The sequence below is a fragment of the Pectobacterium jejuense genome, from assembly GCF_026800125.1.
Taxonomy (GTDB): Bacteria; Pseudomonadota; Gammaproteobacteria; order Enterobacterales; family Enterobacteriaceae; genus Pectobacterium; species Pectobacterium jejuense.
In genome coordinates, this window is record NZ_JAPQKX010000002.1 from 393,046 (window position 1) to 417,351 (window position 24,306).

A 24,306-nucleotide genomic window follows, 5' to 3' on the forward strand; every position below is an offset into this window, starting at 1 on the left:
AGTGAAACCATCACAGAACAGGGAATGGATCATTAACATCAGATAACCAAAACAAGTTAGTCCTTCTGTTGTTTCAGAAACCCAAAGTTACTTGTAAAAAGGAGCAATAAAACATGAGGATCCGTCACTTACATTATTTTTTGGTTGTTGCAGAAGAACAAAGCTTCGCAAGAGCCGCCGCCAGAGTCCATATAGAACCATCACCACTATCCCGTGCGATTAAGGAACTGGAACAACAGCTTGGCGTTCAATTGCTGCACCGTAACAAAGGCCGTATTCGGCTGACATGGCCTGGGGAGGTATTCCGCGAGGAAGCTCAGCGTATTGTTAATTTTATCGAAAACGCCAAAACACGTGTACATGCTGCAGCGAAAGGTTACAGAGGCAGGCTCCGTATAGGCCTATGCGACAGCCTGGCTCAACCCCGACTGACACAATTACTTGCCCGATGCCGAGAAGAAGAACCACGTACAGAAATACGTATCACCGAGATGTCCGTCAACGAAATGCTTCAGGCTCTGGCTCACGACCAAATAGATGCTGGGTTCACTATTGACGATATCAGCCTCTCTGGCTACACCAAACAACCAGTCTGGAGTGAACGTCCTGCTGTCGCCATTCCACGTAATCATCCCCTCCTTTCTCTAGAGTTTATTTCTGTCGCCGAAGCATTTCGCTATCCTCTAGTCCTCTGCCATCCAGAACGATGCGCTGGAGGATATAACGTTATCCGAGGATGGTTTAACGACGCCTCCTTACCACAGCCTAATATTGCTGAGTACATTTCCGGCCACGAACCGATGCTCATGCTGGTAGCTGCAGGATACGGTATCGGCATAGGTCTTGAGTCACAACTCTCATTATATAACCATCCGAATGTAATTATACGGGCAACCTCTTACGATATCCCAGATTCATCGACCAACATCATCACGACGGAAAAATATTATTCACCAGAGCTAGAACGCTTTATCAACCGTGCGCTTGAAATTGGCGAATTGCAGTCTGCTCACATGTCGACAGTCCCTACAGAACTACATTCAGATGGGTAAGTTGCACCAGTTGATGTCTTACTTTATTTGTCTGCCGCATGACAGGCACAGTTAGTGTCTGTTACCTCCATTACCCCCTCAATTTTCTGATGCTCTCCATTCAATATCAACCAATCAAGCGAATAATAAGCAATCATATAATTTACTTGAGCCTGACATTTTCAGTCTGGTGAACGACACAACAGGGCCCATTGAACTGGGTTCTATTTCATGCGTAAAAACACCGACAACAGAAACACTGTACCGCCATTTATTCTTCATAAACATTGCCGGACGAAGAGCCGGATAAGCGCTGACGAATATACCCAGTAGTCTCTGTCTTTCAGTCAGCTAAAAAACCGTAACCAGCACATCCCTATTGTTTGATGAAACGGAATGATGAGGTCTTTTTAATAGTCATCACACCTCATGAACGCTACCAAACACCAAGGAGTGACAGTAATGAACGCTGAGAACACGACACCACTACCAGAGCGCCGTATTTTGCGTCGCCCCGAAGTTGAGGCTAAAACCGGGTTCAAACGCGCCCATATCTATAACCTAATGAAAGAAGGTCGCTTTCCTAAGCCAATACGCCTCGGTGTACGAGCAGTAGGCTGGGATTCGGTCGAAATTGATCGGTGGATCACTGACCGTCTCAAAGAACGCATCTGACTGCTCTAGTCATACGATAAGGAGCAACTCATGCAAATATCAACAAAAGGTGGTATCAGCAAAGCCACCGTCCACTGTACCGGTTTAGCTGTCGCACTACCTACATTTAGAATCATCTGGATGATGAGCAGTAATTTATGGCATCCCGAATTCTACTACATTACCGGAAAAAACCATGGAGGGGCCTATCATGTCTCACCTCCATGAATTAGCTCGGGGCCACAAGCAACTACTGCCGCTGATCGAATACGCACTGCAAGAAGGCTGGGAGGTTGTGCGTACCTCTGGTGGGCATTTGAAGTTCACCAAGCCCGGTATGCCACCGATCTTCACCAGTTCGACAGCTAGCGACTATCGTGCTGGGCGTAATGCGCGCGCCTTACTACGTCGAACACAACACCAGTTTGCTACTGATGAATCCTCTCCTGACAAGGGAGGCCACCATGCCTGATATTTCCGTACAAGACCTTGCCGGCAAACTTCTGAGCGAAGGCTTCACGAGCAAAGCACCCATTGCAGAGGTGTTGAGCGCACCTGTTGCAGAAACTGCAATGGTTATCACGCTCGATGAGCTATCACCATATGAGCTTGATCCACGACTAACGCGCAACCCGCTCTACGACGAGATCAAAGCCTCAATACGCGAGCGCGGACTCGACTCACCGCCCTCCATCACTCAGCGCCCAGGGGCAAAGGGCTATATCATTCGCAACGGAGGCAATACCAGACTCTCGATCCTACGCGAACTCTGGACTGAGACCAGGGATGAACGCTTTTTCCGCATTCCATGCCTGTTCCGCCCATGGCCGGAACGCGGTGAAATCATCGCATTAACGGGGCATCTGGCTGAGAACGAGCTGCACGGTGGCCTGTCATTTATTGAACGTGCCCTGGGCGTCAATAAAGCACGGGAGCTTTATGAAGAAGAGACCGGGAAATCACTGTCACAGTCAGAGCTGGCCCGCCGACTCAAGGCCGATGGCTACCCTGTCCCCCAGCCCCATATCAGTCGCATGCAAGAGGCCATTCAATACTTGCTTCCGGCCATCCCTACTGTGCTTTATGCCGGGCTGGGAAGGCATCAGGTAGAGCAGTTGACCAGCCTGCGGCGTGCTGCTGAACGGGCCTGGTCCGCTCGCAGCACCAACACACACCACCACATCGACTTCACCACCTTGTTTCAGGATGTGTTGGTGATGTTCGACAGCACACCGGGCAATTTCAGTGTCCAGCGCGTACAGGATGAGTTGATTGGACAAATGGCCGATCTGCTAGAGATGGAATACGACACGCTGGCATTCGAGATCACCGACACCGATCGGCGTTGGCAGTTACTCAGCAATGAAGCACCATCGGCTGAGCCTGGGGCATCGACGCTGCAAGAGAAAACGCCATTACCCGCAACGCCGCCCGGCGTTACATCGGAATCTATGTCGCCCAGGAACATCGAGCCATCAACGACCAGCAAGGCGTCTGCACAACCGGCATCGCCCCCGTCTGAACCTGTTGGCCGCACCTCACAAGACAAATCTGCGACAGGAAACGACGAGCATGCCACGCTACTGCAACAGCATGTTGTTTCTCCCGCGGGCACAACCGAACGGCTGCAGTCGATTCAGCGGCTGGTCGCCGGCCATACTGGCGAGACCCTGCCGGACTTCGAACGCAATGTCTTGCAATCCATCCCTATCCAGGCCGATAGCCTGTATCCGATCACCGATATCTGGCACATTGAGGCATCACTGGATGAACCTTCTCGACTACGCACCCATATTGCGCAGTTTGCCGCAGAAATCGCCCATGAAGTCGGTGCGCAAGATGCTATTGAGCCATACGAAAATGGCATCGGATTCAGTTGCAAATGCGCCGATGACCGTGTCAACACAGATACGTCAGCATCCATGGTGCTGGCGCTGCTGCACGCTCTGAGCGCCCCCTATCTGCCCGCCACACATCCGTTTTCAGATACCGCGTCTTCGATCCGGTTTGGGCTACTCGGGCATTTGTTGCAGGGGATACTGGACGCGAGCAATGACGCCAACGATGCACCACAGCGGCTCAATGACAGCGCACTGGTGAAGCTGTTCCGATTGCTACGGCTGACCCGCAGGCTGATCGACATTGAGAACGGCACACAGGATGACGGCGACGTCATTCCCGGATCATGAGGAGCACAGCCATGACCGGTCCACACCCTCTCAATCAGGCTGTCATCGCACAGGCACTGCATGATCTGCGCAATGGCCAATTGCGCAGAGCCAAGTCCATGGGATTCGATGACACAGACCTTGACGCACTGAAACATCCTGCCATGGCAAGCGTACTGGCCAACGCTAACGTGTCCTGGTGCTCCGTCGTGGTCAATCGAGATGTGCTGCGTCGACTTCTGCATCAGGTCGATGGTGTAACCGAAGAGATCGTCAAAATCGACAGGCTACTGCGCCTGGGTGCCAGCACCGAACTTATCAGCAAGTTCTTCGGACTCACCCATCAGGAAATCGCGTTGCGCCGCAGTGTGATCGGATTGCCAAAAAGGAAAGGTCGCTATCCGGTTCTGACCGAAGAACAGGATACCAATCTGTGGCACCGCTGGTCTGCTGCAGTCAAGTCACAAAAAGTGGCACTCAATGACGATATGGATATGCTGGATATCGCAGCGGAGCTTGCCGAAGCCACGGATCTGCCGCTGTCCGTTATCTGGAGTGCCATACGAGTATGGATTGATGAAGGGCAGACCAGATGACTGGTGACCAGCCACGCACAAACGGCCCCATCCGGCTGAATGAGTTGTTCGACCAGGCTTTCTCCCGTCTGCAAACGCAATCCACGAAGCCGGTTCAATCCACCTCATCGCCTGCGGCAACGGATGGTTTCCTCTTTAGCGGCAACCACCACGACAGTGTGCCACGGGCACTACTGATGGACGGGCGACTCACCCCGCTTGAACGCAACGGCTGGCAAGTTTTCCGGTTGATGCTCGCAGAAGATGGTGTCACCGCGATGCCAACGTACGATCAGCTCGCACCCTGGCTCGCTTCCATGCCGTGCGCGGCCAAAGCGTCTCACGAAACAGTCGCACGCACCCTGACGATGCTGCGCCTGACCCGATGGATCAGCCTAGTCAGGCGCAGACGTGACCCACGCACAGGCCGCATTCTAGGCAACCTCTATGTCCTGCACGATGATCCACTCACTCCCTATGAGGCAATCCAGCTTGACGCCGACTACCTGGCGTTAGTCAGCCAGTCTCTGGTCCATGCCAGCAAGTCTGTCCAGCGTGTCGGTGTGTATACGTTACAGGAGATGTCCCAGGATTCGATGCTCAGCGGCCAGGTACTGCCAACCCGATTGCAGGTGCTGACACAGCGTCTGGCCGCACAGGGCTGGCGCATGGATTCACGTTACCCACAGGATATGAACGATCACGATTCCGAAGAAGGAACAACGCCCTCTCTTCGGAATGATAGCGGCCTGACTTCGGATTCCAAATCAGGCCTGAGCGCCAGAAAAATCAACCCACTTCGGAATCCGAAGAGCATAAGTACAGTACATATAAAAGAAAATAATAAAAAAATACTTACAGTACCGCGTGCGCAAGAACTTGGAATGCTGAGTTTCCCGGAGCGTTTTATGGCACTCAAGGCTGAGCAGCAATCCGGTGCACTGGCCGCATTACAGTCGGTTGAACCCAGTTTGCACCAATCCGTCCTTGACGAATGGGATGCACGGTGCACGACAACCAGCATTCGAAATCCTGCGGGCTATCTGTTTGGCATCATCCAGAAAGCCCTGCGTGGTGATTTCCGAGCCTGGGCTGGGCAGAAGGACAACACACAACCAACGCCTGCTACCAAACCACGTGAAGCGCCTCCTCCACCGCAGCCGCCTGCGGCAAACAGAGATGTTGCACTGGCCCATCTGGCACGGCTGCGCAAATTGCTGGATGCCCCCTGAATTCGGTATGTCCACAGTCATCCATAGTTGTCTATACCCTGGGTATAGCTGCATACATAGCCTTCCAGACGAGATACACACAACTCATGCAGAAATAGCCATGCATCGTCCACTGACGTCCACCGTCGCCTATACCCCGGGTGTAGCTGTACACACACCCTTCCAGCACGAGGCATCCGTTGCTTCGCAAAACAGGCTGACCAGCAGTGCGGTTTCATGACTGACGGCCTTCCCATTGCAGCCGAAGCTGACGATTCGTTTCACTACGGAGAGTCATCATCATGGCCAACGAAAACAATGCCACTGAATCCTTGCAATTGAACCTGGGGTCATTGCGCAGTGCGATGTCACTGACCCTGCACACTCACCACGCATCGCGTATCTGGCACGGACGCGCAGCCGCAGAAGGCAAACCCGGCATCGTCGGCTTGAACGGATTTGTCTCCATCATGAACAAGCTCAAGCGCGGAGCCGAGCAGGACGATCCCTACTCTGACTGGTGGATGTTGCGCATCGAAGACAAGCTGGCGCTCACCAAAGAACAGCTCCAGAGCTTGCGCCAACAAGTGGATCAGGCACTGGCAGACGTACCGCCCGCGCTAAGCCTTGGGGAAAACATGAATGTGCAACCCGTCAAGCTGCCACTGTTCGTCTCCTCGCAACTGGGCTTTATGGCGGTCTATTTACTGGCAGACTACGACGATCTTGCCCGCCGCCTGATCCTGGCCCACCACACCGCATTGATCGACCGATCAACTCTCGAACGTTGGCTTAACGACGGTGCCCATGCCCTGCGCAGTCTCTTCAGTCTGGCACAGCAATACCGCTACTCCGGCACCCAGCGTGACGATTTTGCCGCCAACAATGCCGCAGCCCGTGCCGCAGTGGAAAAGTTCGGAGAACTGCCGCAGGACGTACTCGAAGGCGCGCGCCGTTCACGCTTCGCACCACCTTTGACCCGGCGTGGACAAACGCATATGGCGCACTCAGGCACCACGAATCAAACACCCTCACACGAGGACGAGCCTGCGGATGCCCCAGCCAGCGTCAGTGAAAACCCAACCGAAGGTGCACAAAATAGCGAGGATGACCACGCATGAGCGCATCGACACGTTTCACCATGCTGGAACAGACCGCCTTCCAGCAGTTGGAACATGCAGGTTACCTAAAAGGCCTTTTAAAACCTTTTAAAGGTAAAGGGGCACTCGAAGTCTGGGCCAGCCAATGCGAGGCACTGCGCGACGACCTGATCGTGCTGGCGCAGCGGCAGGTTCTGGCGCAGGCACGCAGCCATCCCTTCAACCTGCTACCGACGCAACTGGCCCAGCAAACCACTGGCGCAGGCACCACTTTTCTGCGCTGGCGCAACCTCGACCGCAGCAGCATGGGCGTGGCCCTGTGGCAAGAGATGATGGTCAACCCGGCCACGCCACCCGGACTCATCAGCGATTTACATGCAATAGAAGTCCAGCGAGCCGTGCTGAACATGCAGATTAGCCTGTTGCACACACTCACACGTCAGGCCAGGGACTGCGCCAGCAAACTGGTTCATGCCGACGAAGTTTATCTGCGCCGGACAGGCCATCAGGCAGATCTGAGCCAGCCACATCCAGGTGAAGACCGCATGAAATATCCGGCATCGGCACAACGCCGTTGACGGTTTCCGCCTGCATTGTCTTTCCAGTGCGGGCCTTTCACATCAAGCAGGAGTTATCAATATGAGTACACATTTCAGCGGCGAGGGAAATATCGGCTCTGCGCCAGAGTTCCACGAATATCCCAACGGTAACGAAGAACCACGTCGGGTGCTGCGCCTGAACGTCTACTTCGACAACCCCGTCCCCGGCAAGAGCGGTGCATTTGAAGATCGCGGCGGCTTCTGGCGGCCGGTTGACTGGTGGCATCGTGACGCGGAACAATTCGTTGAGTTGTTCCAGAAAGGCATGCGAGTCGTGGTCAGCGGACGTGTAGAGCGAGATGACTGGACCGATGAGAACAACAATCCGCGTACAACTTATCGAGTCAATGCCCGCAGTGTTGGTATCCTCCCTTACCGGATCGAGGCTATCATCCTGAGCCCCAAGCCGGGGGCCGCAGATCCAGTGTCTCAGGCCGAGTAACACATTGCACTTCAGGACGACCCCAGACAGTGGTCGTCCCCTATTCCACTGATATCTATTGCGTTTCGCGCGCTCCAGCACAAGAAGTTGACTGCGTAGGCGAGCAGTGCCCAATATAGACCTTTCTCGACACCGAAGCCGCCGCAGGCGCACTCTTGATACACCTTCAGCCTGGATGCGAATGGTGTGCCATTCACCGATGATTGGCATCAAACTCGAAAATCAAATACGTTGGCTCGCAATCCGCATTCTTTATCATTTTAAACTCTCCAGCCGGGAATACTCGACAGCATGATCCACGTGCCGAGAGAATTCTATGAGGCTATTTCTGTGCGAGAAGCCCTCTCAGGGCAAAGATATCGGACGTGTACTGGGGGCCACCCAAAGAGGCAATGGCTGCCTCGCAGGTTCAGGTATCACCGTAACCTGGTGCATTGGTCATCTCGTTGAGGCCGCCCCCCCAGAAACCTATGGCGAGCAGCACAAACGCTGGTCTATCGAGCAGTTGCCCATTATCCCTGAGCGCTGGCGTGTCGAAGTCAAATCAAAGACCGCTTCGCAATTCAACGTCGTCAAAGACCTTCTGAGCAAGGCCACTGAGCTAGTCATCGCGACGGATGCTGACCGGGAGGGCGAGTTGATCGCACGCGAGATCATCGAACTGTGCGGTTATCGCGGCCCTATCCAGAGGCTCTGGTTATCGGCACTCAATGACGCGTCGATCCGCAAAGCACTGGCAACGCTCAGGCCATCAAGCGAAACCCTGCCGATGTACTTCTCGGCTCTGGCCCGTTCCCGCGCAGACTGGCTGATCGGCATGAACCTCAGTCGCCTGTTCACCGTCATGGGGCGACAGGCCGGTTACGACGGCGTACTCTCCGTTGGCCGGGTACAAACCCCAACGCTGAAACTGGTTGTCGATCGCGACCGCGAGATCGCTCGCTTTGTCTCAGTGCCGTTCTGGACAGTCGAGACCGTGCTATCAAGCGCAGGTCAATCTTTCACTGCAGGCTGGCTGGCACCAGATACAGCAACAGACGATGCGGGCCGTTGTCTGCAGGAGCCCATAGCCCGACAAGCGGCCGAACGCATACGTATTGCTGGCAGCGCACAGGTCACGTCTGTCGAGACTGAACGCCTGCGTGAAGGCCCACCGTTACCCTTCGATCTGGGCACTCTGCAGGAAATCTGTTCCAAACAACTGGGCCTGGATGTGCAGGAAACCCTGGAAATCGCCCAGGCACTGTACGAGACTCACAAAGCCACGACGTACCCGCGCTCAGATTCCGGCTACCTGCCTGAAAGCATGTTCGCCGAGGTGCCGGTGGTACTCGACAGTCTTCTCAAAACCGATCCAGGCCTGAGGCCGATCGTTGACCAGCTAGACCGCAATCAGCGATCGCGTGCCTGGAACGACAGCAAAGTCACGGCGCACCACGGCATCATCCCCACACTCGAACCCGCTAATCTCACGGCGATGAGCGACAAAGAGCAGGCAGTCTATAAACTGATCCGTGCCCACTATCTGGCGCAGTTTCTGCCGCAACATGAATTCGACCATACCACCGCGCGCCTGTCATGCACGGGCGAAACACTGCAAGCGGTCGGCAAGCAGATCGTCGTCATCGGGTGGCGACAGGTGCTCACTGAACCCAGGCCAGATGAGGATGGCGAGACCACACTACGCAGCCAGGTTCTGCCAGCGCTGCATGAAGGATTGTCCTGCCAGATAACTGGCATCGACTGTAAAGCACTCAAGACATCGCCGCCACGTCCTTATACCCAGGGCGAACTGGTCAAGGCGATGAAGGGGGTAGCCAAACTGGTCTCAGATCCGCGCCTCAAACAAAAGCTGAAGGACACCACGGGTATCGGTACTGAGGCGACTCGCGCCAATATCATCAAAGGGTTACTTGACCGTGGCTACCTGCTGAAGAAAAGCCGTTCAGTACGCGCCTCCGATGCGGCCTTTACACTCATCGACGCCGTTCCCGGTGCCATTGCCGACCCAGGCATGACTGCTATCTGGGAACAGGCGCTGGACATGATCGAAGCCGGTCAACTCACACTCGATGTCTTTATCGACAAGCAGTCAGCCTGGATCACGCAATTGGTGCAGCAGTATCGAGGGGCATCTCTGTCTCTCAAGGTGCCACAGGGACCCGCATGCCCCGAATGCGGCACCGCTATGCGTCAGCGTACTGGCAAAAGCGGGCCATTCTGGTCTTGCCCTCGCTATCCTGACTGCAAAGGTTCTCAGCCTATCGACAACGGCAAACACAAACGTGCTATGCCGCGCAAACGTAACAGCAGCACACGGGCATCCTGAACCGCCCTGAACCCAAAAGCCATGCCACATCTTCAGTGATGACATGGCTCCCCCCCCGCGCCCATGCGGAAATCCCCGCGCACCAAGCCTTCTACTAAACAGTGCGCACTTCGCTATGCTCCGGCAGCGAGGCAGAGGGCAACTCGTCCACGGATCGCACCAGACGCTTTCCCTCTTCTCCGGTACTTCCGCCTTCCTTGAAGGGTTTCCTGATGCTTTGTTTGAGAGGCCAGACATCAGGAAACCCTTCGGGGATGACGGTATTCGTTGCCGCGCCCAACGGCGAAAAACTGGGCTCCCTTTGTGTGTGGATACATGCCAGAGGATTCCGGCCACAACCACGATAACGGCCGGGTGCGATTGCTGCGACAGTGAATGGTTTTGACGACGACCACATCCTGAACCAGCCCACAGGTGGTTTATTCCTACCAAGTCGGAGGCCAGCAGGTCCCCGACACTTTTTCTCCTGATTTACGACACACACGGTTGGGCCTGTGGCCCTGAACCAAAAAACAGGAGCCCCCATGAACATGCAACCTACACCCCATGTACTGCAATTCGGCAGCGTCTGCAGTGGCATCGAGGCAGTCAGCCTCGCCTGGGAACCACTTGGTATGAAAGCCGCCTGGTTTTCGGAAATCGACCCTTTCCCGTGTGCCGTGCTCGCACACCGCTACCCCCATGTGCCCAACCTCGGCGACATGACGCGCATCGCCAACCAGGTACACGCTGGCGAGGTCATCGCCCCAGATATTCTGGTTGGCGGGACACCTTGCCAGGCGTTCAGCATTGCCGGCGCACGACGGGGACTGAGCGACCCTCGTGGTGCCTTAACCCTCAGCTACGTGGAGCTTGCCAATGTCATCGACCAAATCCGTCTCAAAAATCATCAGTCCCCCACCACGATCGTCTGGGAAAACGTCCCTGGCGTGCTCAGTGACCGCTCCAACGCCTTTGGCTGCCTGCTGGGCGCACTGGCCGGAGAAAGCCATGCGCTCAACCCGCCAGGGGAAAAATGGGCGCACGCAGGTCACGTGTCTGGACCCCGCCGTCGCCTCGCGTGGCGGGTACTCGACGCCCAACACTTCGGTGTCGCCCAGCGCCGCAAGCGTGTGTTTCTTGTGGCAAGTGGTCGAGACGACCTCGATCCCTGCGAAGTACTTTTTGAGCGCGACAGCGTGCGCGGGCATTCTTATGCGAGCAGCTCGCCGTGGCAAGAAGCTGCCCGCGCTGCTGGAGCAGGCCCTGCGACAGCAAGCGATTATGCCGGACTGAGCCCCTATGACAAGGTGGTCACGACATTCAGTTTCGCTGGCGGTACAGGGCCAGTCAACGTGGCGGCCTGCCTGATGGCAGCCGGTTCCAAACATGACATCTGCACCGAGAACTTCCTGGTGCAGTCGATGGCAGGCCCCCTCAGCCATACACTGAACCCGGCAACGCATGGCAAAGACTACAGGGAAGATGGTGCCAACAAAGGTATCCCGATGATGGCCTTTACAGCTCAGGACTATGGCGCGGATGCCGTAAAAGACGTCACCCCGACATTGCGGACCAGGGCCTGGCCTGCCATCGCCTTTGCACAGAACGGGCGTGGCGAACTGCGCCTGGAATCGGGTCACGGCCAGATCGCTGGCACGCTGCTCGCCAGCGGCGGAAAGCCCGGTCAGGGCATGCCAACCGTGTTCAGCGTCACCCCGTCTGACGCGCACTTCCATTACACGCCGCTTGAGCATGATGGAGAAAACTGGCAGCAATGGAGGGTCAGGCGGCTAATGCCCGTCGAATGCGAACGCTTGCAGGGCATGCCGGATGGCTGGACGCTGGTGCCATATCGCGGCGGCAAACCTGCTGCTGATACCCCCCGCTACAAAGCGATCGGCAATTCTATGGCCGTACCATGCGTAGCCTGGCTGGGTCAGCGTCTGCTCCAGGCATTGCAGACACCTGGGTGACATCGCGCTAACCAATACGGGAACTTCCTGATGCGTGTTGTTCCACACACACGCACCGTTGCCACGTCATGCTGAATACATGTTCGCCGGTGTAGCTGGCAACATCCCAGGCAGTCAAGGCCATCAAGACTGCGACACGCCGACGGTGTGTTGGCTTTCGTTATTTTCTCATTCCACCCATAGGGGCTTTCCTCCCTTGTGGCTGGGGAGCTCCTTTTTTTGGAGACTTTCCCATGGATCATCAAACCATTCGCAATCAGATGCAGTCATTGGTGCGTGACCACGTTCCTTCCAATGCCCGCAGTTTCAGGTTCAACATTTTTGACGGCCAGCCCAAGGTTTCGACACTGGGCGTTCACATTGATCCCAAGCCTTTTGAAGGAAAGATCATCGCCAGAACGGAGGATGCCATTGTCGTCAAGACGGGTCGAATCGAGTTCGCCGTGCTTGACCGGACGCTCGTGACCGAAGATCCAGACGAAGGAGCCAAGGTGCAGGTCGAACCCTACGCACGGCATCGCTTCGACGGTCTTCGCGCAGACACTCCCGAAGAGCGCACCGAATACACCGCTGATGGCAAGCCCTACAAACTCCAGACGTATGTCCTCGGCTCCGCCCCCGCCAAGCTTCCGATCCCGCAACCCCGCTGCACGGAGTTACAGGAACTGATAAGGCAACTGGAGGAGCTGCCGGCACCGGATGGTTTTCGTCGGATTACGCACCTGCTGGTTGATGCGGGCGCGCGAGATTTCACCTGGGTCGATCCGCTGCCCAAGGACATCATCGCTACACCACCGGCTATCAGCTTCAACACCAACACGGCGAAATTCAATGGCCGCGTCACTGTGCAATACGAACGCGCCGATGACCTCTATGCCGTAGTGCTGAGCCACGATGGAGAGTTGGTTGAACGAGTTGACGGTGTGTTCTTCGATACCCTCGGAGACGTACTGCTCAGGCTGATCGACGATGGCAGTTGGCGTCGCATACGTGTGCGCACCATTCAAAAGCCGCTGCGGTGCAAGTCATGACACTACAGACAGCCCACCTACACGGCGGGTTAGCTGCTCAGCCTCGTTTACTTACCGTACCTCGACTGGGACGCGCGCCAATCTCCCGCCCCGGACAACGGTTCTTCACTGTGTTGCCCGGCATACCATCATCTCAGGAGTAACTTGTATGACTTTACGCTTCAAAGGAGCCGAATTGCGGCCCGTCATCGCCGAAGCTGTTGCCAATCAATGCCGCATTATCCTGGTCAAGGACCACGGTGTTTACTGGCTTGCCGAGCATGGTGAACGCCATCCTGATGGGCGTCAAAAGTTGATCGCCTATGCGGTTGGCTGCAACCCTGATGTTGCGCCCTTTGACGACTGGTGGGAGCGTTCACGCGCCGAGTTCGGTGGCGACGATTTTGGCGAATTCTTCGAGCCTAGCGACAGGGTGTTTACCGGCATCCTGGATGGTGCCGGCGATCTCGAAGTGTCCGCTACCGCAACACAAATTTTCCTGCAAGTTGTCGCGACAAGCCCTGATAGCAACTGACCTTCGTCTCCCAGCCCCTTTATGGGGCTTCTTCTTCTCCAGTCCACTATGTACCATCCTGCCAGCTATCACCTAAATATTCCCCTATTCCTCACATTTTCAGGAGCAACACCCGCAAGTATCAGCGGTTTCGATAACGACTACCTTGGCGCACATCAATAGCCCCATACAAGACTCCAGGAATGGGGAGTCCCCCAGTCCGCATTTCTTGTCGCCTCGCCATTGAGACACAGGCAGTCTGTCTGCATGTTTTGCTGACGTTGTCAGCGACATGCCACGCAACTTCGGCCCCAGGTTGCGGTGCGGCGAAAACCGCATAGCCGAGCCAGTTCGCCCAGCATCCTCACGCGAACTACCACCGGCTTATACCGGTCGTGGATGCATTCGCCTTATCAACCCATCGCGGGGTTACACACCCCCGCCATCGGGCCTAGTGTGTCTCCGCTTCATTTTTTAATGGAGATTTCATCATGGTTCATTCTACTTCAGGCGGAAAAGCCTATTTTGATCTGCACACCGAAGGCTACGGTCGCCTGCAGCGTGTGCGGGAAGTTCCCGTACGCGGTGGCCGACGTGCTCAGCCCTTTCTGGCTTGCACCATCGCCGCGTTGGTCGGCTCTGTCAAAGAACCGGTCACCCGCTATTTTGACGTCAAGGTCTCAGGTGCCGAGGCTAAAAAACTGGTCGAACACTACGTCGGCATGGATGATCCAAAGCAGCGCCCGATGGTCAAGTTCCGGCTGGGGGATCTGTGGAGTGATGCATTCATCCGCCCCAGCGGTGAACGCAAGGGTGAGCCAGCAGCCAGCCTCAAGGGGCGACTCCTGAAGGCTGAACTGATCGACCCTGCCACACTGGCGGCTATCGAACAGTACGAACTGATCACTCGGGGCATTGGCTACCTCAATCGACCCAAAGACGTTACACCGAAGGAGGGTGACCCATTCCTCGCGTGCACCATTGGTGCTCTGGCCGGGCCTGTTGAAGAGCCGGAATACCGGTACATCAACACCATCGTGACCGCGCCGGAGGCTCAACATCTGGTACGTCGTTGCGTGCAGGCCATCGAGGCTGAGCGCAAGGTATTGGTGGCCTTTCGTCTCAACGACATGAAAGCCGATCCGTACCTTCGCACGAAGGGCGAGCATGCCGGCGAGCCGGCTGCGAGTCTGGAGTCCAGATTGATCCATATTGGTCTGATCAAGATCGATGGCCAATTGGTCTATCCCACTGCCAACCAGCCCCCCTCTTCTGGGCACGCTACGGTGGCATCCACTGCGTCAGAAAGCCCTGATAACAGCGCGGATATGCCTTCTACGACGTCTGGTACAGCCGGGCCTGAAGCGCAATCCTCGGTAGAAGAAGAGCCCGCTCTCGTCACTTCACTCTAAGCCGATCGGCAAGACCTCACATTGGGGTCTTGTCTCTTTTTCCAAGGTTATCGGTAGTACAACGCATCCCAGGAGATTATCCATGGCTACAGCAGCCGTTCAATCCGCTCCCCCCATCATCGTTCGCGGCCAACTCGCAATCCGCACAATATCCGGTCGTAACGGCCGGTTCACAGTCGGTCGTCTCACCACCCACCTTGGGCTGTTCCATGTCAAAGATCCCGAACTGGAGCAGTATCCCGAGGGGAAGTATGAGGGTGAATTTGCGATTCGATATATTTATCCGAAAGCCTATCCTGTCGGCGACGGCATGCGATTCGAGATCCGGGCCAACCTGGATGGCATGACCTTGTCTGGTATCGACAAACTCAGCAAAGCAGAGGCTCGCGCCTTCGCCACGCAGGATGTCGATCCGCTTGATGAGGAATCGGGTACACAACCCGTTCCCACGCCAACCGCAATGCCCAAACCCAAGGCCAGGCCGACCCCAGTGCAAGCCTCCAAGGACCCACTGGTCGACACCACGCCATTCGGCGTCGATGCGCCTTCCGCTACGGTGACGGCCTCGGGCAATCCCGATAGTGACGACACCGCATTGTTCGGCATCCTCTGGCCGCTGGGTGAGTCGGTAAAGCTGGACTCGACCATTGACCGCCGCACCTTGCGCCTGCAAATCGGGCGGTTGAGCCAGTTGGGCTATGCGTTCGACGCTACGGCCCAGCAGTGGAACCGCCAGTCTGAATCTCTGGCGACCTGATTCATACAGCTACCGCTGCACGCTTTTCCAATCCTTCGGGGCAACTCTGCCCTTCGGGTGGTGTTGCCCCTCAATCTCATAGAGGACACCACCATGCCCAAATCTTCATTACCGCAACCGTTGTTCCGTATCGACGAATGCACTGACCTGATGGTCGATGCCTGCGTCTGCCGCGAGAATGGCGATCTGGTCTTTGTCTCAATCTGGGCGCGGGATACTGCCGTCCAGCAATTTATCGCCCGTCTCACACTGGGTCGCGATGAGGATGGATTGAACCAGTTTCACCTCATCACAGAACACGGCGGCTCCGTGCCAGTGTTCATCCCCTCGGTCGAGCGCCTTGAAAAACGCCTGACCCGCAACTATCGCCGCACGCTGTTTGGATCGCTCACCAATCTGTGGCTGTTCGACCAACGCTGCATCTGCCCTGACAAGAGCACATCCAGCGCACTGGCGCTACTACCGCGATCTGCTGCTGAACCCACAGTTCGCTTGTGGCAACTCGTCAAAGACACATGTCCGCTGCCACTGCTCGACCACTGGCAAATGCCGGTGCTGGCGTTGCTGCGCAGCCGTGACATGCTCCATGAGCTACCGGTCGCCCTCGGGCCGCTACGGGGCTTTCGCCTTGGACTGGACGTGCCAGCACTCACCGACGCGCTGGGTGGGCTTATTCGTAACGGCTCTCTCACGGCCTATCCTTATCCGTCACAGATCTGCACATCGCAAGCGGCGGTCTGACCATTCCACAGCAGGCGCACCTGACCAGGCACCTGCACTTTCTTTCATCACCGCCAGACAGGAGGTTCCTATGGCACTCATGTTTCCCCGGCTCGCCAGAAATTTTGCCAAAAATGGCTATTACCCTACCGATGAGTCCACGCTTGAACGGACACTCGCCGCACTGGCACCCAGCGATGAGCCCATGTGCATTATTGATCCTTGTGCCGGCGAAGGCGTTGCGATTGCCGAAGCCGCCCATGCCCTCGGGCTTGCTCACACCCGGTCGTACGCTGTCGAATACGATCAGGTGCGCGCCAGTCATGCACGGTTGTTGGTCGAACACTGTATCCATGCCGATTTGATGGACACCATCATTTCGCGTCAGGCATTCGGCTTGCTTTGGCTCAACCCACCGTACGGCGACTTATCCAGAGATGCCAACGGCAATATCGGCTACGACGGTAAAGGCCGGCCCCGACTGGAAAAGTTGTTCTACCAGCGGACGCTACCCCTGCTGCAGTACCACGGCATTCTCGTTTTCATCATTCCGTCCTATGTGCTCGACCAGGAAATGGTGGGCTGGCTTACGCGCCACTTCGCCGACCTGCGTGTCTTCCGTGCGGTAGATACACAGTTCAAACAAGTGGTGCTGTTTGGTCGTCGCGTTCGCCAGCGCGATCTGGCGAGTGAAGACGTGAAGTCCACCCGCACCCGATTGTTGCAAATTGGGCAGGGAGAACAGGAAGCAGCGGAATTGCCGTCCAAGTGGACATCATTGCCGTATGTCGTTCCAAGCGCCCAGGCTGAACCCGAGCATTTTTATCGCATCAGCATGGAGCCGATGCAGTTCGCCGAAGAGGTACAACGCCTGCGAGGTTTGTGGCCAGCGTTCGAGACTCACCTCGGTGCCGCGCAGCAGTCGCTGCGTGCGCCTGCTCGTGCGTTATCTGAATGGCACCTGGCATTAGCCCTGGCGGCGGGTGCTATCTCCGGTGTCGTGCAGTCCCCAAGCGGTCGCACGCTTGCAGTCAAGGGGGATACCTACAAGCAAAAAGCGACGAGCACCGAGTATTGCGAACGCGATGACGGCTCCATCGCCGAAACGCGCGTTCTCACCGATAAGTTCGTGCCCGTCATCAGAGCATGGGACCTGTCTCCTGACTCAGCCACGCTGGGACGGATTCTCACCATCCATTAATCCCCACTGGGGTAACTGCCCCCCGCGATCTTCTGGTCTCTGAACCCGAGTTCAACGCCAGTCCATTTCACTCACCCACCGGGGTCATGACACCCCACTGGGCATGCCATGACCCCTTGTTTATTCAAGGAGCTATCTCATGGCAATCGAGGCACTTTTTCTCAGCACTGTGACCAAACTGCGCTTTTCACCAGGGGCAATCATCATGACCTCCGGCATCGCCAATCTGGTCGAACAAGGGCATCTCAATCCAGCCGCTTATCTGAACCGCCATCTCTGCGGCGACTGGGGAGAACTGGAGGAGAATGACCGACGGCAGAATGACCACGCGCTCGCGTCAGGCGAAGACCGTTTATTTTCCTCGTATCAGGTCAACCCTAATCTGAAAATCTGGATCATTACTGAGTGGGATCGCAGCGTTACTACGCTGTTGTTACCCAGCGAATACTGACCTTCCAAAAGGCGGCGCTACGGCGTCCACTTTTCTTCCCCCAGGGGCATACATCGCCCCTGGGGTGGTGCATGCCCCATTCTTTGGAGCATCTCCATGACCATGCAAATCGAAGCGACATCTGCAGTCACTCACTCATCTGCAACAGACGATCTGTTCGACCCTGCGAACGACGAACTCTCCATCAGTCTGCAGGATTTTGTCAGCGAGTTCGGGGATGAATTGCTCGATTCTCTCAATCGGGCTAATCCACCGGTCTACAACGGCGTGCCACGTGCAAACCGACAACGTATTCTGGCCAATCTCAAGCGACAGTTGTTCCCCGCCCAGGCTGAGGTCGTGCATGCAGCGGCCGAGTTGCTCGTCAATCAGGGCGAGCGTGCGGCCATCGTCAATGGTGAGATGGGAACGGGAAAAACCACCGTCGGCATCGCGCTGGCGGCGGTGCTCAATGCGGAGGGCTATCGCCGCACTCTCGTCCTCAGCCCGCCACACCTGGTCTACAAATGGCGCAGGGAAATTCTCGAAACCGTCACAGGGGCCAAAGTCTGGGTGCTCAACGGCCCGGACACGCTGCTCAAACTGATCAAGCTGCGCGAGCAACTGAATGTGCCAGCCGATGGACAGGAATTTTTCATCATTGGCCGTGTGCGCATGCGCATGGGATTCCACTGGAAGCCCGCGTTCGTTCGCAAGCGCACCCGTCACGGCACAGTTGGGCTTTGTCCACACTGCGGCACCATGGTTCGCAATCTTGATGGCGAACCGGTCAACGCACTGGAACTCGACGCGGAGGAAGTACGTCGCAAGTGTAGTTTTTGCGAGAGTGCCCTCTGGACACTGATGCGACCACGTAGTTTGTCAGGCAGCGATCAATCCGCAGCGGTACTGCGGGCGCTGAAACGTATTCCAACCATAGGTGAAGCCACTGCGGCCAAACTGATGAAGACCTTCGGCGATTCATTCCTGGCATCGATGCTGGGGGATAACTTCCACCAGTTCATCAACCTGATGGACAACCGAGGGGAATTGGTCTTTTCAGACAGGCAGGCTCAGCGCATGGAACGCGCCATGTCGAGTATGGAGTTCGGCTTCGGTGAAGGCGGTTATCAACCCAGCGAATTTGTGAAGCGGTATCTGCCGCAAAGCACGTTCGATTTGCTCATCGCCGACGAAGCCCACGAGTACAAGACAGGCGGTTCCGCGCAAGGTCAGGCCATGGGTGTTATTGCGGCCAAAACCCGCAAAACGCTGCTGCTCACCGGCACGCTGATGGGAGGCTACGCTTCCGATTTGTTCTATCTGCTGTTCCGGGCGCTGCCCGGACGTATGATCGAAGACGGCTACCGACCAAGTGCCAGCGGCAGTATGAACGCTGCAGCCATGGCATTCATGCGGGAGCACGGCGTCCTCAAGGATATCTATTCCGAGAGCGATGGTCCGTCCCACAAGACCGCCAAAGGCTCGAAGGTTACCGTCAGGACAGTCAAAGCGCCGGGGTTCGGCCCCAAAGGTGTGCTTCGCTGCGTTCTGCCCTTCACGATTTTCCTCAAGCTCCGGGATATTGGTGGCGTACTGCCCCCGTATGACGAAGAGTTCAGGGAAGTCGAGATGGACGCTGAGCAAAGTGATACCTACAGCAAGCTCGCTGCCAGCCTGACGACTCAGCTCAAGGAAGCCCTGCGAAAGCGGGACACTACCCTGCTGGGCGTGGTGCTCAATGTGCTGCTGGCCTGGTCTGACTGCTGCTTTCGTACTGAAACCGTGCGCCATCCACGTACGCGAGAAGTACTGGCTTTCACCCCGGCCCAGTTCAATGAGCTGCAGGTGATGCCCAAGGAGCGGGAACTGATCAATATCTGCAAACAGGAGAAAGCAAAAGGTCGCAAGACTCTGATCTATTCCGTTTACACCGGTACGCGAGACACCACCAGCAGGCTGAAGATGTTGCTGGAGCAAGAGGGCTTCAAGGTGGCGGTACTGCGTGCGAGCGTAGATGCCAGCCGACGCGAAGACTGGATTGCCGAACAACTCGACAGAGGAATTGATGTCCTCATCACCAATCCCGAGCTGGTCAAGACGGGGCTGGATCTTCTGGAATTCCCAACGATTGTGTTCATGCAATCTGGGTACAACGTGTACACGCTGCAGCAGGCCGCACGTCGTTCCTGGCGTATCGGACAAAAGCAGCCTGTGAAGGTGATCTACCTGGGGTATACGGCCACGTCGCAGATGACCTGCCTGGCTCTGATGGCGAAGAAAATTCTGGTCTCTCAGAGCACGTCGGGAGACGTGCCTGAATCAGGACTGGATGTGCTTAATCAAGATGGTGACTCTATTGAAGTCGCTCTGGCCCGACAGCTTGTCGCGGCGTAGTTCACACGATAACGCCAGCATCCTCTTTGGATGTTGGCGTTTTTTTAACTGGTAGTAAACCATATTCGACATCTGTTCAATACCTACTGCCGTAAACCAGCCTCACGCATCCGCCCCTCCAGCTCATCCAGAAATGGGGAACGCCCCTGACGCATCGAGCCGTAGCGACCATCAACAAAACCAGAATACAGCATATGAACCTCATCCCGTGCTCGAGTTAGCCCCACATAGAAAAGGCGACGGCTCTCACGCAGCTTTTCTGGCGTCTCACCACGCCACGGCAGATTGCCCAGATCCAAGCCGACCATAATGACCACGTCGTATTCGCAGCCTTTGGCAGAGTGGAGCGTCAGCAGATTAAGGTGATCAGGTGAGCCATCACGCCCACCCAAACTCACAATATCCAACGCCGCCAACGCACCACCTTCGGCAAGCGCTGCAGACATGCGATTCAATTGCTCAGCCTGATCTGCAAGCACCAGCTCAGTGCCCAGCAACGAATCAACGATACCATTGCGCAGCGACGTGACAAAATCACGCGCAGGCTGTTGGTCGGCGCGTAGAGCCCAAAGCAGCGCGGTTAGCCTCTGCCCCTCACGTCGAGCTTGCGCATCATCCAATCTCGTCCGATGAAACGCGAGGTAGCGGTCTATTAGCCCACGCAATTGCGGACGACCAACACGCCAGCCACCGGCGCACCATGCGGCGCAATCTTCCACCCAGCTGGTCAAGGCAACCTTGCGATAAGGTGCTGCGTTATCCACACGGATATAATCAAAACCACCAGCGGTCACCGCATCAGCCACAATATCTCCGGCACGATAGTCTCTGTACAGAATGGCAATATCACCAAGCGTCCGTCCTGGTTTAGCAGCCAAAGCAGCAGGGATGATCTGTGCAATGGCATGAGTCGCTTGATCCGCCATCCCCTCAGGACACAACACAAACTCAATAGTCGTCTGACGGTTTGGATCATTCGCGCGATAACCACGAGCCTCACCCAGCGCCATCTCAGAAGCACTGACGATACCCGCACCTGAACGATAGTTTAATTGGAGCCTAACTGTTTCAACGCCTTCACTGCCTGCCAGCTCCATGAGCAACGCACCATTGGCCCCAGTAAAACCGTATATCGACTGGTCTGAATCACCCACAGCGAACAAGCGCACGCCCCCCTCAAAAACCAGACGCTTGACCATACGATGGAGCGCCACCCCCAAATCCTGATATTCATCCACCGCGAGGACCGGAAATTTCGCCTGAACTAAGGGCAAAACCCAATCATGCTCGACGATCAGACGCTGGCCGAATACCACCATGTCGTCGTAGTCGATTAGCCCATCCTGCCGTAATGCCGATTCGTAAGCCTCGGTCCAGGCAGCGAGTTCCTCCTCTGAACGCCAAGCAGTGCTGTTGCGGTCCAGCACTGAACGGCGATGCCGCCCGAGATCAATGGCCTTATGGGGATGACCTGAGCCAAAGAGCTGATCACCAGATTGTCGCAGTAACCGATCACTCACACGCTGAGAAGCCACCGACAGCGGAAATGAGATCGGCAGATCGGCCAATCGCCCATAAGGCATCAACAGATGACGCAAACAGAACCCATGAACGGTTCCGACAAAGAGATTCGGTGCCTCTCTGAGCCCCAGCGCTTCAAGACGACGTGTCAACTCACGCGCGCATTCCTGGCTATATGTGATGCATGCAGCACCACGCGGTGCCTGAACATCCTCGGCCAAGATACGGGCCAGTTTCAGTACAAGTGTCTTGGTCTTGCCACTTCCAGGCCCGGCAAGCACAACGCAATGCCCCAGGGAGTTATACGCGGCTAACTGACCAGGATTTCCAGCCAACTCGGAAGCCTGGGCTAGGTAGGCTGCACTTACACTACGCGACGGCATCGCGGATATGCTCCAGTGCTTCACGAATGTAATCTGGGCAAACATCCTCCGACACCGAGGAGGACAGCGCATGAGCGAACCGCCCTTTGCCAATTCGCTCAATTAGCTTCAACAACCGACCTTGATCGACTTCACCATCGTCCAGCCATTGCTGCAATGTATTTAGAGTCTCTTGCTTCAGTTGTGGAAGTTCCTGTCGGATTACATCTATCATCTCCTCAGCCAGTCCGCTTTCGAACAGTTCAGTTTCAAGGGTATTCTCATTAACGAAATACCCGTAATCGTTGGCAAGTCCGATCACATCTTCAGCATCCATATTTTCGTAGTCGCGGTAGTGCTCATATTCAACCAATTCAAGGAGACTGATGAACCGTCTGCGAACACGTGGATGCCTGCCGTTCACTGGATCACGGTCTGTCAGAATCACATGAGGAATATCAAGCCCTTGTGGCCCTAGGAGTTTCACATACGGGGTGAAATTAGTTCCACCGACCGAACACACAGTGATCCCAAGCATGTCGAGCGGGATACCCAGTGCATCAGCGAAAGCTGGGACAAGGAAACGCTCAGCATCGCCCTCAACAAGGACAACACCTCGCGAAAAAAATATTTCGCCACGAGTGACATCAATATAGCGCTGTAGATCATCCTCATCCCGCTGCGTGAATGGTGCATTTACCGTTGAAAGAGCAATTGTCTCCTCTTCCTCCGGGTCATGACGCAGCAGAACGATGGATCTGATTGGCGTAACGCTGGCGATATGTGGGGAATGGGTGGTCAGAATCGTTGTCAGCGGAGTACTTTCATCACGATTATCTCCATCAGTGCCCAAGAAGTAACGATAGACAAGGCGCTGCACATGCGGATGTAGGTGTGCTTCTGGCTCCTCGACGACGAAAAACGTATGGTCTCGTTCTCCGTCATCAACAAGACGATCAAGCTCGAGGCTTTTCAGGGCAAGGAAAATCAGATTGGCCGTCCCAAGGCTGGCATCACCAATGCCACGGATACCATTGTCGAGCAACAAGCGTAAGCTGCGTAGCAGAGCATCAACGCGAGCCGGAGCAAGCCCCAGCGATACTGGAACGGCATGTTGATCACCCGCGATAGCTACCAACCGTTCGCTAATTCGTTCAGCTGTCGCCACTACGTCATCATGACCAGCCAGCTCCCGTTGAGCCTCGTCGATCTGAGTCTGAATTTCCTCACGAGCATCATCATCTAGCGACGCGGTGAGCTCCTCAATAAGTGGTCTCAATGGTGAATTGCGCCAGCTTGAAAGATCCTTCTCAGCATCACGCAACGCGCCCTGAACATCTATGGGTAACATACGGCGAAGCGCTCCGCCAATATGCATATCGGGATCAGTACCACCGAAGATCACATACTCATAGTCTTTTAGCGATTCAGGGGCACGATTTAACTCGGTTTTTGGCTGAAAGCGATAGGTAAGACGAGCCACCATGGGTGGTCCTGGATTAACAACACAATCATTCAGATGAGCCATCAATCGGGGATCGTCAGTAAAATCAGTAAGATCCACTGAAATTTCAATCGTCTCCCCCAATTTTTCTTCGCCTAATCCATCCCAAAAATGTTCAAAGCCCAGTTGCCGATCGCGCTCGGACAACCCAGGGTCAAGAATCAACTGCAAGCCGCGAATAAAATTGCTCTTACCTACTTTGTTCTCACCGACAATAACAATGCTTTCACCCGTTTCAACATCAACGTTGGAGAAGTTGGCGAAATTAATTAACCGGACTCGAGAAATCCGCATTGCTACCTCCCTATCTTTTTATTTATCTTCCAAAAAATAATAGTAGCACTCAAACTGTAAGATACTGCCTGGCGCTACCAAATCTGCGAAGTAGATACGGTTGAGATCAAAACGGCTCAT

The 24,306-nt window shown here is 55.6% G+C and carries 21 protein-coding genes; 19 read left to right on the forward strand and 2 right to left on the reverse strand.

The genetic code is table 11. The features are described 5' to 3' along the window. Positions 1-113: 113 nt before the first annotated feature. From NXT09_RS05230 to NXT09_RS05320, 19 genes are all read left to right on the forward strand, one after another. Positions 114-1,052 carry a LysR family transcriptional regulator gene (locus NXT09_RS05230; RefSeq protein WP_039498860.1) on the forward strand — a complete coding sequence of 313 codons (939 nt, stop codon included), beginning with the start codon at positions 114-116 and terminating at the stop codon, positions 1,050-1,052. A gap of 441 nt (positions 1,053-1,493) precedes the next feature. Next, on the forward strand, positions 1,494-1,706 hold the full coding sequence (locus NXT09_RS05235) for an AlpA family transcriptional regulator (protein ID WP_039498861.1): 213 nt from the start codon (positions 1,494-1,496) through the stop codon (positions 1,704-1,706). A 190-nt stretch (positions 1,707-1,896) separates the two neighbouring features. Further along, a complete protein-coding gene (locus NXT09_RS05240) occupies positions 1,897-2,157 on the forward strand; it encodes a type II toxin-antitoxin system HicA family toxin (RefSeq protein WP_005966921.1) in 261 nt (86 codons plus the stop codon). Further along, positions 2,150-3,874: a ParB family protein gene (locus NXT09_RS05245; protein WP_039503336.1), complete on the forward strand. Its 1,725-nt coding sequence runs from the start codon at positions 2,150-2,152 to the stop codon at positions 3,872-3,874. Before NXT09_RS05240 ends, NXT09_RS05245 begins: the two co-directional genes overlap by 8 nt. Positions 3,875-3,885: 11 nt before the next feature. After that, entirely contained in the window at positions 3,886-4,449 is a 564-nt protein-coding gene (locus NXT09_RS05250) for a DUF2857 domain-containing protein (protein WP_039498864.1), read from the forward strand. Next, positions 4,446-5,660, forward strand: a complete 1,215-nt coding sequence (locus tag NXT09_RS05255; protein WP_039498865.1) for an STY4528 family pathogenicity island replication protein — start codon at positions 4,446-4,448, stop codon at positions 5,658-5,660. The genes NXT09_RS05250 and NXT09_RS05255 overlap by 4 nt, the downstream gene beginning before the upstream one ends. Positions 5,661-5,977: 317 nt before the next feature. Beyond that, positions 5,978-6,760, forward strand: coding sequence for a PFL_4669 family integrating conjugative element protein (locus NXT09_RS05260; protein WP_436971777.1), 783 nt, complete (start codon positions 5,978-5,980; stop codon positions 6,758-6,760). After that, on the forward strand, positions 6,757-7,317 hold the full coding sequence (locus NXT09_RS05265; RefSeq protein ID WP_039503340.1) for a DUF3158 family protein: 561 nt from the start codon (positions 6,757-6,759) through the stop codon (positions 7,315-7,317). Before NXT09_RS05260 ends, NXT09_RS05265 begins: the two co-directional genes overlap by 4 nt. Positions 7,318-7,378: 61 nt before the next feature. After that, on the forward strand, positions 7,379-7,780 hold the full coding sequence (locus tag NXT09_RS05270) for a single-stranded DNA-binding protein (RefSeq protein ID WP_039503342.1): 402 nt from the start codon (positions 7,379-7,381) through the stop codon (positions 7,778-7,780). A gap of 316 nt (positions 7,781-8,096) precedes the next feature. After that, positions 8,097-10,109, forward strand: coding sequence for a DNA topoisomerase III (locus NXT09_RS05275; protein WP_039503344.1), 2,013 nt, complete (start codon positions 8,097-8,099; stop codon positions 10,107-10,109). Positions 10,110-10,723: 614 nt separating this feature from the next. Then, entirely contained in the window at positions 10,724-12,064 is a 1,341-nt protein-coding gene (locus NXT09_RS05280; RefSeq protein WP_441844281.1) for a DNA cytosine methyltransferase, read from the forward strand. 233 nt (positions 12,065-12,297) lie between these two features. Then, positions 12,298-13,095, forward strand: a complete 798-nt coding sequence (locus NXT09_RS05285; RefSeq protein ID WP_039503349.1) for a hypothetical protein — start codon at positions 12,298-12,300, stop codon at positions 13,093-13,095. A gap of 148 nt (positions 13,096-13,243) precedes the next feature. Continuing rightward, entirely contained in the window at positions 13,244-13,609 is a 366-nt protein-coding gene (locus tag NXT09_RS05290; protein WP_039503351.1) for a DUF3085 domain-containing protein, read from the forward strand. Between the two features lie 470 nt (positions 13,610-14,079). Next, positions 14,080-15,000 (forward strand): DUF3577 domain-containing protein, encoded by a 921-nt coding sequence (locus tag NXT09_RS05295; protein ID WP_039503352.1) that lies wholly within the window; start codon positions 14,080-14,082, stop codon positions 14,998-15,000. Positions 15,001-15,082: 82 nt separating this feature from the next. Next, positions 15,083-15,757 (forward strand): DUF3275 family protein, encoded by a 675-nt coding sequence (locus tag NXT09_RS05300; protein ID WP_039503354.1) that lies wholly within the window; start codon positions 15,083-15,085, stop codon positions 15,755-15,757. A 93-nt stretch (positions 15,758-15,850) separates the two neighbouring features. Next, positions 15,851-16,498 (forward strand): hypothetical protein, encoded by a 648-nt coding sequence (locus NXT09_RS05305; RefSeq protein ID WP_039503356.1) that lies wholly within the window; start codon positions 15,851-15,853, stop codon positions 16,496-16,498. A 70-nt stretch (positions 16,499-16,568) separates the two neighbouring features. After that, positions 16,569-17,678 carry a DUF6094 domain-containing protein gene (locus NXT09_RS05310; RefSeq protein ID WP_039503358.1) on the forward strand — a complete coding sequence of 370 codons (1,110 nt, stop codon included), beginning with the start codon at positions 16,569-16,571 and terminating at the stop codon, positions 17,676-17,678. Between the two features lie 139 nt (positions 17,679-17,817). After that, the gene (locus NXT09_RS05315) at positions 17,818-18,129 is read left to right on the forward strand and encodes a hypothetical protein (protein WP_039503359.1); all 312 of its coding nucleotides are present in this window, start codon (positions 17,818-17,820) and stop codon (positions 18,127-18,129) included. Between the two features lie 96 nt (positions 18,130-18,225). Continuing rightward, the gene (locus NXT09_RS05320) at positions 18,226-20,505 is read left to right on the forward strand and encodes a DEAD/DEAH box helicase family protein (RefSeq protein WP_039505878.1); all 2,280 of its coding nucleotides are present in this window, start codon (positions 18,226-18,228) and stop codon (positions 20,503-20,505) included. A gap of 83 nt (positions 20,506-20,588) precedes the next feature. Here NXT09_RS05320 and NXT09_RS05325 read toward each other — a convergent pair whose 3' ends face one another. Both NXT09_RS05325 and NXT09_RS05330 read right to left on the reverse strand, forming a co-directional pair. Beyond that, complete coding sequence (locus tag NXT09_RS05325; protein ID WP_005966958.1) at positions 20,589-22,409, reverse strand: ATP-dependent helicase; 1,821 nt, start codon at positions 22,407-22,409, stop codon at positions 20,589-20,591. Continuing rightward, positions 22,396-24,186, reverse strand: a complete 1,791-nt coding sequence (locus NXT09_RS05330) for an ATP-dependent nuclease (protein WP_039503361.1) — start codon at positions 24,184-24,186, stop codon at positions 22,396-22,398. Before NXT09_RS05330 ends, NXT09_RS05325 begins: the two co-directional genes overlap by 14 nt. Positions 24,187-24,306 lie beyond the last annotated feature (120 nt).